We start from the raw sequence: 12,051 nt of genomic DNA on the forward strand, positions 1-12,051 counted from the left end.
CCGAGAGCGGCGGCGTTTAATCGGCCCTTCATTGACCGGTGGATGCGGCCGGGCCAGTCTGTTCCCCGGCGGTGCGGCACACCGCGTTCTGAAGTCCGTTACGTGGTCCATGGCGCATCGCCGTACCCCCGGACAGAACCAATGAGCGAACGACTCAGGATGAGGTGGAGACACGTGGGCGACGACATATCCGCCGGCTCCCGCGCGGTGCGCGACGTGGCGGACGCCCACGTCACAGAGCTCGCCCGGGTAGAGCCGGGCATCGCCACCTGGCTGGGGGTGCCGGAGGGCCGGGACGAGATGCCCGACCTCTCGCCGGAAGGCCGCGCCCGGATGGACGACGTGTTCCGCGCGACGCTCGCCGACCTCGACCGGGCCGAACAGACCGCGACCGGTCCCGTGCCGGCCGAGGAGCGACGGTGCGGGCGGCTGCTGCGCGAGCGCCTGGAGGCCGACCTGGCCGTCAGCGCCGACGACGAGTACCTCCGCGAAATCGTCAACGTCTACGGACTGCAGCAACGCGCCCAGGACGTCTTCCAGCTGATGCCGACGAAGACGGCGGACGACTGGACGGCGGTCGCGCGCCGGATGAGCCTCGTCCCCCGGATGCTCGACGGCTTCCAGGAGTCCCTGACCCGGGGGCTGGCGAAGAACACCTTCGTCGCGGCACCGCGGCAGGTCCGCGTCATCGCCGACCAGCTCGACGCCTGGGTCCGCGACCGCGACGGCCTCGGCTGGTACGCGGGATTCTGCGCGGACGCCGACGTGCCGCCGGCGCTTCGCGCCGCACTCGACACAGCAGCCGCCCAGGCCGTTGCGGCGCTGGCCGGACTCCGGGACTGGATCCGCGCCGACTACCTGCCCGCGACCGACGCCCGCCCCGACGGTGTGGGCGCCGACCGCTACCGCACCTGGGCACGGTTCTGGACGGGCGCCGACCTCGACCTGCGGGAGACCTACGCCTGGGCGTGGGAGGAGTACCGCAGGATCCGGGCCGAGATGCGCGCCGAGGCCGGGGTCGTGCTGCCCGGCGCCACTGCCCGCGAGGCGATGCGCCACCTCGATCTCCACGGCGAGGCCGTGGACGGAGCGGAAGCCGTCCGGCTGCGGCTGCAGGGCTGGATGGACGAGGCGATCGACGTCCTCGACGGCACGTACTTCGAGCTGGCGCCACCGGTGCGGGTGGTGGAAGCGGCGATCGCGCCCACGGGCACCGGCTCGGCGGCCTACTACACCCCGCCGAGTGTGGACTTCTCACGCCCCGGGCGTACGTGGCTGCCCACCCAGGGACGCACACGGTTCCCTCTGTGGAGCCTGCGCAGCGTCTGGAACCACGAGGGCGTGCCGGGCCACCACCTGCAACTCGCCCAGTGGCGATATCTCGGGACCCGGCTGTCGACGTACCAGTCGGCCCTCGCGAGCATCGACGCCTGCACCGAGGGCTGGGCGATGTACGCGGAACGGCTGATGGACGAGCTCGGCCACCTGCGCGCCTCCGGCGAGCGTCTCGGCTTCCTGGACTGGCAGATGCTGCGTTCCGTGCGGGTCCTGGTCGACATCGGTGTGCACCTGTCCCTCGACATCCCGGCAGACGCCCCGGTCGCCGCGGGCCTGACCTGGACTCCCGGGCTCGCGAGGGAGTTCCTCGCCCTCCACAGCGGACAACCCGCCGAGTTCGTCGACAGCGAGATCGGCCGCTACCTCGGCCTGCCCGGCCAGGCGATCTCGTACAAGCTCGGGGAGAAGGCCTGGCTGGACGGCCGGGCGGCGGCCCGAGCGGCCCACGCGTCGCGCGGCGGGCAGCTGGACCTGAAGTCCTGGCACACGGCCGCACTGTCGCTCGGCCCCCTTGGTCTCGACGACCTCCAAGACGAACTGGCCCGGCTCTAGCCCATCCCGTACCGGCGGCCGCTCGTGCCGCGGCCACCCCCGTACGACGCGGCCCACGACGCTGGCGGACATCCCGCCCCCGGCCACGCGCAGCCCTGCAGATCACCAGTCCACAGCACCACTGGGACGGAAAGGAAGCATCCGTGAGCAACGACGGAGGGGAAGGTCGGGCGGCTGCCGTGCCGGACGCCCGATTCACGACCCTGGCCATCAGCGGGGCTTACGACCATGCAGAGTCGGCACACCACCTCGGCGCGCTGAGCGAGCCGGCGCACCTGGCGACCGCGCAGAGCTTCCCCTCGATGGAAGCGATGCTCGCCGCCACCGCGGAGGACGGCGACGGCTGGGTCTACACACGACGGGGCAACCCCACGGTCCGTCTCCTGGAGCACACCGTGGCGGCCCTGGAGGGATACCGGGCCGACACCGCGGTGAGCGCCACGCTCACCGCGACCGGGATGGGCGCGATCACCCTGGCCACCATGCCGCTGCTGTCCACGGCCTTCGGCGACAAACCCAACATCGTGGCCTCACCGCAGTGCTACGGCTCCACGACCATGGTCTTCGACAAGCGGTACGGGCAGGAACGCGACGTCGACGTGCGCTGGGTCGGCGACCCGCTGTCGGTCGAGGACTGGGCCCGGCACATCGACGGCGAGACCCGGTTCCTCTACGCGGAGGCCCCCTCGAACCCGACGGTGCAGCTCGTGGACATCCCCGCCCTGTCGGAGCTGGCCCGGCAGGCGGGAATCCCGCTGATCGTCGATGCGACCCTCGCGACGCCCGCCCTGCTGCGCCCGCTGGCTCTCGGCGCGGACATCGTGGTGCACTCGCTCACCAAGGCGGCCGGCGCCAGCGGCCGGAGCATGGGCGGAGCGGTGATCGCCCGGCACGGCCTGGGGCTGCGCGGCCGGCCTGCCGAGCTGTCGGCCGACTACGCCGGATATCTGCGCCGTGGGCCCCTGCGGGACATGGGCGCGGTCATCAGCCCGTTCAACGCGTGGACGATCCTCGCGGACATCCGGGAACTGCGCGGCCGGGTGGACGCCATGTCCCGCACCGCACTCCAAGTGGCCCGCCACCTCGAGGAACACGCCGGCGTGGTCGAGGTCTTCTACCCAGGACTGGAGAGCCACCGGTCGCACAGGATCGCCCAGCGGGACATGTGGCTCGTCGACAGCGAGCTGGACGGGGGCGAGGCGGAGAACCGGTTCGGTTTCCTGCTCTGCTTCCGCCCGGTCGGCGGTGTCAGGGCCGCACACGAGGTGATGGACCGGCTCAGGCTCATCTGGCGGGCGAACAACCTGGGCCAGGTCAGGAGCACGGCCACCATTCCCGGGGCCACCACGCACAAACAGGCCGCGGACGCCGACCCCGGCCGGAGCCCGGTGCCGCCGGACATGATCAGGCTGAGCATCGGAATCGAGCACCCGGAAGACCTCGTCCGAGACCTCGACCAGGCGCTTCAGACGCGATGACCCCGGTCGAAGTTCCGGCGAAATCCATGGCCCCGGCCGTCTGCCGAGCCGAGTCAGCAGGAGGAGACAGTGGGATGGACGCTGCGTTGACCGATGTGTACGAGACCCGTCTGGCACTGATATCGCCGCCACGCACCGGGTCCACCGCCGTGGCGCGGCTGCTGTGGCAACACCCCGCGGTCACGCACCACTGCCACGAGCCCTTCGAGGCCTGCTACTGGGGTGATCAGGGCCCGGAGTCGGTCGAGAGCATCCTGACCAACCCCATGGAGACCGAGTCCGGCCGACGGGTCCCGCTGTCCGCTGTACCCCGCGGCAGCGGTCTGCTGATGAAGGAGATGAGCTTCCAGCTCAGCGAGGCCCAGTTCGGGCAGCTCATCGGGCTCGCCACGGCTCCGCCGGTCTTCGTGATCTGCGACCCCCGGCTGTCGACCACCTCCCGGCTGCGCATCGTGCGGCAGCTCAACGGCGCCGAGACCTTCCCTCCTTTCGAGAGCGGGTGGCAGTCGCTGCGCGAGCAGATGGAGCTGTGCAGGGCGCGGGACATCCCGTACGTGATCGTCGACTCCGATGACCTGCGGGCCGATCCGGCCGGGGTCACGGCCGACCTGATGGCGGCGGTCGGGCTGCCATCGGTCGACGGGCTGGAGAGCTGGTCCCCCCGGCCGGGCCTGCAACTGGTCTCACCGGAGGTGGGCGCCCTGATGAGCGACGTCCGCAAGGGGGACGACCCGTTCTACCGCAAGGTCCTGGGCAGCAGCGGTATCCAGCCCCGGGGCGAGGTCCGCTGGGAGAGGGAGGAAGAGACCATCGCCGCCGCCGGCCTCGCCGACGACGTGGCGAAGTGGCGCTACTGGTACGAGGAGATGCGGGCGGACCCGGCACTGATCACCGGCCGACTCGCGGAACGGGAGAACAATGCTGATGCTGGATGATCTGAGCCGAGGTGTCGCATGACTGGTCGATTCGATGTCCAGGCGACCGCACCGGCCCCCGAACCCGTGGACGTGCTCGGTGTCGGGTTCGGACCCGCGAACCTGTCGCTCGCCATCGCGCTGCAGGAGGACCTCCCGCAGACGGACGCCTTCTTCCTGGAAGCCGCACCCGATCCGGTGTGGCAGGGCGGGCTGCTCCTCGACGGTTCCAACATGCAGAACCACCCGAACCGCGACCTCGTCACCCTGCGAAATCCGTGCAGCCGCTACAGCTTCCTCAATTACCTCTTCGAGCAGGGCAGGCTCATCGAACACTTGAACCTGCCCATGGAGTTCCCGCTGCGCAAGGAGTACGCACAGTACATCGACTGGGCCACCCGCCAGTTCCGACCGCAGGTCGCTTTCGGGGCGCGGGCGACGGACATCGCCATCGCCGAGACCGACGGAGCGGCGGAGTACGTGGTGACCTGCGCGGACGGTACACAGCACCGGGCCCGGTCGCTCGTGGTGGGCACAGGACGTACGCCCTTCGTCCCCGCTCCGTTCGCCGGCCTCGACACACCCCGGGTGTGCCACCTGACCCGGTACCTGCCCACCGTGCGGGAGCTGACCGGCCCTCCGCGGTCCATCGCCGTCATCGGCGGCAGCCAGAGCGCCGTCGAGATCACCCTCGACCTCGCGCGCCGCTTCCCGCAGGCGAGGATCATCAACTACGTACGGAAGTTCGGGCTGCGGCTCAAGGACACCAGCCCGTTCAGCGAGGAGGGTTTCTTCCCCTCGTTCACGGACTACTACTACCGGGCGGACCGGGCGAGCAAGAACGAACTCGACGCCTACATGCGCCCCACGAACTACTCGTCGACCGATGCCGACGTCCTGCATCACCTCTACGCCCTGATGTACGAGCAGCGCCTGGACGGCGACCAGCGTGTGTTCGTCCGCGGCAACAGCGAGATCAGGACCGCCGAACCGGATGGCAACGGCGTGCGCCTGGAGGTGGAGGAAATCCACACCAAGGACGTGTCGACGGACCACGTGGACCTGGTGATCCTCGCGACCGGATTCCGCGACCTCGGACCGGGCCGGCATCAAGAAGCGTATCCAGAGCTGCTGGCCGGCGTGATCGACCGGTTCCAGTTCGACGACGACGGCTACCTGGTCGTCGAACCCGACTACCGGCTTCGGTCCCGCACCGACGGCACACCGCCGCTGTTCCTCAACGGGCTGTGCGAGTCGAGCCACGGGGTCGGCGATGCGGGATCGTTCAGTCTCCTGTCGTTGCGTGCCGCGACGATTCTGGACGGCCTGAAAAAGGCGGGTTCGACTGCAGCGGCACCGCGTACCGGCGCGGACATGGCGGAAGCAGAGGTTCTCGACCTCGCCCGCTCCTCGGAGCGGATGCTTGAAGCGGCGCTCGACAAGGCGGGTATCTGATGACCATCGAAGACTGGCGGAACGCGACCATCACCGATCTGTTCGACGAACAGGTCCGCCTTCGCCCCGAGGCGACCGCCCTGCGGTTCGAAGGCATCGACATGAGCTACGCGGAGCTCGACCGGCGGGCCGACCTGGTGGCCCGGCACCTGCGCGGGCTCGGGGTCGGCACGGAGAGCGTGGTCGGCCTGTTCGTGGAGCGTTCGTTCGAGATGATCATCGCGCTCGTCGGCATCCTGAAAGCGGGTGGCGCCTACCTGCCCGTGCACCAGAACGAGCCTCCTGAGCGGTTCCGCTACATGCTCGACCAAGCGCAGGCGCGTGTCCTGCTCACCCACGACCGGCTGAGCGACCGGGTGCCCGAGATCGACGGCACCGTGGTCAATCTCGACCGGGAGTGGGAGACCGCCCCTGCCCCGGGACCGATCGAACCCGGCACCGGCCCCGACAACCTGGCGTACATCTGTTACACCTCTGGTTCGACGGGCATGCCGAAGGGCGTGGCCGTACGGCACAGCGGCGTGGCCCGCCTGGTACAGGACGGCGACTACGCCTCGCTGACCGCGGACGAGACCTTTCTCCAGTTCTGCTCGCTGCGCTTCGACCCCTCCGCCTTCGAGATCTGGGGATCGCTGCTCAACGGCGCCAAGCTGGTGATCTATCCACCGGGGACGGTGGCGATGCACGAATTGGCCGCCTGTCTGGAGAAGGAGCGGATCACCACCCTGTGGTTGACCACGGGCCTGTTCCACCGCCTGGTCGACGACCACCTCGACAGCATGGCCGGACTCCGCCAGATGCTCGGCGGCGGGGAGCCGCTGTCCCCCCTGCACATGAACACGCTCCACCGGGCCTACCCGGAGCTACTCATCGTGAACGGCTACGGTCCCACCGAGGACACCTGCTTCACCTCCTGCCACGTCATCGCCGACGAGATCGGCGACAGCGTCCCGATCGGACGCGCGGTCACGGACACCCGCCTGTACGTCCTGGACGAGAACCTGGAGCCCGTCCCCGAGGGCGAGTGGGGCCTGCTGTACACGAGCGGCAGCGGTGTGGCCCGCGGGTACGTGGGGCGCCCGGCGCTCACCGCTGAGCGGTTCGTCCCCGACCCGTTCGTCTCCGGCGAGCGGATGTACAGCATCGGCGACGTGGTCCGGCTCAACGCCGACGGCGCCCTGGAGTTCCGCGGCCGGATCGACGACCAGGTCAAGGTCGACGGCTATCGGATCGAGCCCGGTGAGGTCGCCGCGGCCCTGTCCGGCCTGCCGGACCTCAAGGAGGCCGTCGTACTGGCCCGGGACGACGTCATGCCCGGACGGAAGGTCCTGGTGGCGTACGTCGTGCCGAACGGACCCGCCGAAGGGCTGGTGCCGAGGCTGCGGCTGGCCCTGCACCACAAGCTGCCCCGGTACATGCACCCGTCCGTCATCGTGGCCATGGACGAGTTCCCGCTGACGCTGGGTTCCAAGACGGACCGGCGGGCTCTGCCGGCTCCCGCGCACCTGCCGCGGACCGCGGCCACGCCCTACGCGGCTCCACGCACCCCCACCGAGGAACTGCTCGCCGACCTGGTGGCCGACGAGCTCGCCCTCCAAGAAGTCGGCGTCGACGACGAGTTCTTCGAGATAGGCGGCAACTCGCTGTCGGGCATGGACCTCCTCGCCCGCATCCGGACCGTCTTGCACGTGGATCTGCCGGCGACCGAGTTCTTCGAGGACGCCACCGTGGCCGGACTGGCGGAGCTGATCGAACGCCACACCGCGGGCCGGGAAGCCTTCGGTGCGGCGGGCACCGGGCAGTCACCGGCCGGGACTCGGCAGCCATCGGCCGCGCAGCAAGAAGCGTATCTTGGCTGACATGAGGCCATTTCGGGACGCGGTCACCTTGTGGGCGTCGGGACGCGGCTCTGCCGACCCGGCGTATGAGCTTGCCGAGCTACTGACCGTCCGGGGGGCCGTCCTGGTCGAAGGGCCGAGCGACGTCTCCGCCGTCGAAGCCCTGGCGGCCGGCTACGGCCGGGACCTGGAGCAGGAGGGGATCTGCGTCCTCGCGATGGGCGGCGCGATGAACGTGACCCGCTTCATCGACCGCCTCGGGCCGGACGGTCTGGACCTGCAGCTGACGGGTCTGTGCGACGAGAGGGAACGCGGCTACTACGCCCGCGCCTGGGCGCGGGCCGGGCTGGCACCGGACTTCTTCGTGTGCGATGTGGACCTGGAGGACGAACTCATTCGCGCCCTCGGCGTGGAACGGGTGACGGAACTCATCAGGCAGGAGGGCGACTTTCGCCCCCTGCAGACCTTCCAGGCCCAGCCCGCGCAGCGGACCCGCAGCCCGCATCAGCAGTTGCGGCGGTTCATCGGGACCAAGAAGGGGCGAAAGATCCACTACGGCAGGGTGCTGGTCGAGGCCCTCCCGCACGAGCGCGTACCGGAACCGCTGAGGGATCTGATCGACTTGATCTGAAGGCGGAGGTAGCCGACCCGCATGCGAGTCGGCGCCTGCCGCTGTTCCTGAAGTTTCCCCAGACCGGTCAGCGCCTCGTCGGGCAGCGCGAAAGGAGACTGAGACGTCTCTGCACCGCTCAGCACGGGAGCGACGCGGCTCCGTCGAGACAGGTAGTCGACCAAGGCATCCTGTTACGGAGCCGCGTTGTCTTTCTGCTCCGCCTTCCCGCCTGCCCTGACGGCACTGAGAAGCAGCATCTCAACCGAACGTGATCCCCTGATCCCCGCTGACCGGGCCTGGCTTCGATCACTTCTTGAGACAGCGTTTGTTAGCGAGTTTTGGCGGCATCGTCCGCTCAAGGGCTTCGCGGATCGACACGAGTTTTGAAGGCACCTGCTGATTGAGGTGAGTCGAGCCGACGGCTTGCGACAGGGCTGTCACAAGCTTCGAAGATCGCTTGGCCTTGCCCCAGAGGGAGAGATGACAGTGAGCGTTTTCCGACCTGTTGCGGGGTCGGGGGGGGGTTGGCGTGACAGAGGGACGAAGCTGCTGGTAGGTGGGTTTTCGGCCAGGAAATCCGTCTCTACCAGAGGCTTCGTGTGCTTGTCTGCCCGTCGGGTGTCGACGTGTCCGGTTCTGCTCTGCGCTTCCTGTCCGCCAAGCTCCGTCAGCGCCGTCGGGAGCTTGGCACCCGCTGGCGGCGCCTGTGTGCCGGCCGGCAGGCCCTGCTCACCCTCGCCATCTCCGCAACGGCCACCCGTATGCCCAGCTCGCGGCCGGGTTCGGCATCGGGACCACGACTGCGTACCGGTACATCGCCGAGGCCGTCGAGGTCCTGGCCGCCCTCGCCCCCACCCTCGCGGACGCGGCCCGGGCGGCATCGTGGAAGGCGTTCGTGCTGCTGGATGGCACCCTGCTTCCGATCGACTGGGGGCACCTCCCGGCCGAAGGCCAGGGGGAGATCGCAGCCGACCGGCCGTTCTCCTCAGGGAGACACAGGAGGCACGGGATGAACGTGCAGGTTCTCGCCGATTCCTTCGGACGGCTGCTGTGGGTCTCACCGGCTCTGCCCGGCGCCGTCCACGACGTCCGCGCGGCCCGCGAGCACGGCATCATCGACGCCCTCGCCGAGGTCGGCATCACCTGCTGGGCCGACAAGGGCTACCGGGGCGTCGGCCGCACGGTCCGCACCCCGTGCTGGGGGCGGTGGGAGACTCTTTCCACCGGTCAACAGGCGGTCAACCGGTCCCACGCGAAGATCCGCGCCCTCGTCGGGCAGGCCATGGCCACCCTCAAGTCCTGGCGCCTCCTGCGCAGGCTCCGGTGCTCGACCACCTGCATCACCGGCCTCGTTCAGGCCGTCCTCACCCTGCATCTGGCCAGCTCGGAACGATGATGGAAAAGCCTCACGGCCAACTGTCCTGCTGGCCCGCCCGGTTCAGCCGTGGATGGTGGCGAGCCAGTCGGTCAGCACTCTGTTGACCTCGTCGGGGCGTTCCTGCTGGATCCAGTGGCCGCAGCCGTCCAGGATGTGGGAGGCGGACAGGGCGGGGAGGGTGGTGGGGTAGGCGTCGATGGCGTCGGCCATCCAGGTGGTGGAGGCGTCCAGTGCGCCGCCGATGAACAAGGCGGGCTGCGTGATCGGGGCTCCGCGGTGGGAGGCGAGGTCTTCCCAGTCGCGGTCCATATTGCGATAGCGGTTCAGGGCGCCGGTCAGGCCGGTGCGCTCGAACTCTCCGGCGTAGACGTCGAGGTCTTCCTCGCTCAGCCAGGCCGGGAGCGGGCCGGCAGGGAAACGGTCGCGCAGCTGGCCGTCGTGGGCGACGAAGTGCGGGTCGGGCTCGCCCTTGGGGGGCATGGTGTCGGCGGACAGGGCCGCGTAGAAGCCTGCGAGCCAGCCCCGGACGTCGGGCTCGATCTCCGTCTCGGCGCGGCCGGGCTTCTGGAAGTAGGAGACGTAGAACTCCTGCTCGGGGCCGCCGATCTGGCCGAAGACGTCGGTGGGCCGGGGGCCACCGGGTGGCGCGTAGGGGACGCTCAGCAGGCCGACGGCCCGGAAGACCTCGGGGCGGAGCAGGGCGGAGGTGGCGGCGATGTTGGCGCCCCAGTCGTGGCCGATGACGACCGCGTTCTCCTCGCCGAGGGCACGGACGACGGCGACGTTGTCCTCCACCAGGTCGAGCATCCGGTAGGCATCGGTCACGGCGGGCTTGGAGGAGCGGCCGTAGCCGCGTACGTCGATCGCCACCGCCCGGTATCCGGCTTCGGCGAGGGCCGGGAGTTGGTGGCGCCAGGAGTACCAGGACTCGGGGAAGCCGTGCACGAGCAGGACCAGCGGACCGGTGCCCTGCTCGACCAGGTGCAGGCGCCCTGCAGGGGCCTCGACGGTGCGGTGGCGGAGTACGGGGGCTGGCTCGGATCTCATGGGAACTTCTCCTCAGTTCGCGGACGGTCGGCGGTTACCTGTCGATCATGCGGCGCGGCGGCCACTCGGCGCGATCAGCGTTGCCATTCTGGCAAACTTGCAGGCAGGGTGATGCAACGGCACGGCGGAGAGGAACAGCGACAGTGGCAGAGGACGACGTGGCCCAGATGCTGGCGGCAATGGGGTCCCGGCTGCGGGCCGTGCGCGAGCGCCGTGGCGTCACACTCGCCGATGTCAGCCGCGCGACCGGCATCTCGTCCAGCACCCTGTCGCGGACCGAGACGGGTCGGCGCAAGCCCACCCTGGAGGTGTTGCTGCAGCTGGCGAAGGAATACGAAATCTCCCTCGACGAGCTGGCCGGCACCGCACCCGCTCCTGCCGCCGAGCCCCGCAGTACGGCGCCGCACAGCTTCGGCGACGACAAGGCGGTGTTGCCGCTGACCCGGTACGTCGGCGGCCTGCACGCCCACAAGCATCTCCTGCCTGCCGTCGCGGAGCCGCCAGGGCGGCCCCGACAGGTGTCCCACGAGGGCTACGAGTGGCTGTGCGTCCTGTACGGGCGGCTGTGGCTCGCACTCGGCAGCCAGGACCTCGTCCTGACTGCCGGAGAAGTCGTTGAGTTCGACACCCGCATCCCCCATGGAGTCGCGAACGCTGGATCCGACGGACCGGCCGAGTATCTGATCATGTTCGGGCCTCAGGGAGAACGTCTACGGCCGCGTACCCCTCCGGCAGCTGGTCGCGGAACTGATGATGGAAAGGCTTCACTGCCTCCCTCCGCCCAAAGAGCCGGGGAGCGCTGAATGCGAACGCGGGCGACCTGGCCGAGGACGACGATGAGACTGCGCCATCGTCCTGCACCTTTCCTCGCTCGCGCCGCCCACCCCGCTTATTGCCCGGAAAGCCCAGACCGCCTGCGCAATATCCGGCCTATGGTTCAGAACCCGAAAAGATTCCATGATGAATTCGACCCCGATTGCGAGGAAGACCAAAGAATTCAGGGCAGGATTTTCGGAATCCTTATCGGGTAGCTCTGGGAACGCGTACCTCACGCCACTCCCGGAGGAGCGTTTCCCTCATCCGGGAGTGGCGCGGAATCCCATACTCTACACACCGATGCATCACTGCATGAGTGAAGCCCACCAACCTCTCCCGCTCGCCTGCCTTCTGACCGCCCGTCATGCTGCCCGCCAGCCCCGCACCCTTCCCTGCCGTAGCTGGCTGCCCGCGCAGCGGGCCCAATGCCCGCTCACCGCACACCCGCTGACGGGTGTTTGCCTCAGCCGCCCGGCGTGTGGTCCCGGGGGTGGAGCGGAGCGGAACCCCCCGGCCCGCGCGCAGGCCGCTCTCTGGCCGTTGCGAGCGCAGCGAACGGCGGCGGCCCCGGGGGAGGGCGAAGCCCGCCCCCGGGGCACTGGGCCGCGAAGCGGCCCCCGGC

General features: G+C 69.5%; 8 protein-coding genes and 1 pseudogene. 8 read left to right on the forward strand and 1 reads right to left on the reverse strand.

Going from position 1 to position 12,051, the window contains the following annotated elements; translation table 11 throughout:
• The first annotated feature begins 159 nt into the window (after nt 1–159).
• From ACFSJS_RS25175 to ACFSJS_RS25205, 7 genes and pseudogenes are all read left to right on the forward strand, one after another.
• Nucleotides 160–1,890: a DUF885 domain-containing protein gene (locus ACFSJS_RS25175; protein WP_380904282.1), complete on the forward strand. Its 1,731-nt coding sequence runs from the start codon at nt 160–162 to the stop codon at nt 1,888–1,890.
• Nucleotides 1,891–2,033: 143 nt separating this feature from the next.
• Entirely contained in the window at nt 2,034–3,368 is a 1,335-nt protein-coding gene (locus ACFSJS_RS25180; RefSeq protein ID WP_380904284.1) for a trans-sulfuration enzyme family protein, read from the forward strand.
• 74 nt (nt 3,369–3,442) lie between these two features.
• A complete protein-coding gene (locus tag ACFSJS_RS25185) occupies nt 3,443–4,303 on the forward strand; it encodes a hypothetical protein (RefSeq protein ID WP_380904286.1) in 861 nt (286 codons plus the stop codon).
• An 18-nt stretch (nt 4,304–4,321) separates the two neighbouring features.
• Nucleotides 4,322–5,737 (forward strand): lysine N(6)-hydroxylase/L-ornithine N(5)-oxygenase family protein, encoded by a 1,416-nt coding sequence (locus ACFSJS_RS25190; RefSeq protein WP_380904288.1) that lies wholly within the window; start codon nt 4,322–4,324, stop codon nt 5,735–5,737.
• Entirely contained in the window at nt 5,737–7,596 is a 1,860-nt protein-coding gene (locus tag ACFSJS_RS25195) for a non-ribosomal peptide synthetase (RefSeq protein WP_380904290.1), read from the forward strand. Before ACFSJS_RS25190 ends, ACFSJS_RS25195 begins: the two co-directional genes overlap by 1 nt.
• Nucleotides 7,589–8,206 (forward strand): TOPRIM nucleotidyl transferase/hydrolase domain-containing protein, encoded by a 618-nt coding sequence (locus ACFSJS_RS25200; RefSeq protein WP_380904292.1) that lies wholly within the window; start codon nt 7,589–7,591, stop codon nt 8,204–8,206. The genes ACFSJS_RS25195 and ACFSJS_RS25200 overlap by 8 nt, the downstream gene beginning before the upstream one ends.
• A 581-nt stretch (nt 8,207–8,787) precedes the next feature.
• Nucleotides 8,788–9,584 (forward strand): annotated as a pseudogene (locus ACFSJS_RS25205) (transposase family protein).
• 42 nt (nt 9,585–9,626) lie between these two features.
• On the opposite strand, the gene ACFSJS_RS25210 reads toward ACFSJS_RS25205, so the two are convergent.
• Nucleotides 9,627–10,613 carry an alpha/beta fold hydrolase gene (locus ACFSJS_RS25210; RefSeq protein WP_380904294.1) on the reverse strand — a complete coding sequence of 329 codons (987 nt, stop codon included), beginning with the start codon at nt 10,611–10,613 and terminating at the stop codon, nt 9,627–9,629.
• A gap of 143 nt (nt 10,614–10,756) precedes the next feature.
• Between ACFSJS_RS25210 and ACFSJS_RS25215 the strand changes: the two genes are divergently transcribed.
• A complete protein-coding gene (locus ACFSJS_RS25215; protein WP_380904296.1) occupies nt 10,757–11,416 on the forward strand; it encodes a helix-turn-helix domain-containing protein in 660 nt (219 codons plus the stop codon).
• The last annotated feature ends 635 nt before the right edge of the window (nt 11,417–12,051 follow it).

This window comes from Streptomyces desertarenae, assembly GCF_042681365.1.
Classification (GTDB): Bacteria; Actinomycetota; Actinomycetes; order Streptomycetales; family Streptomycetaceae; genus Streptomyces; species Streptomyces desertarenae.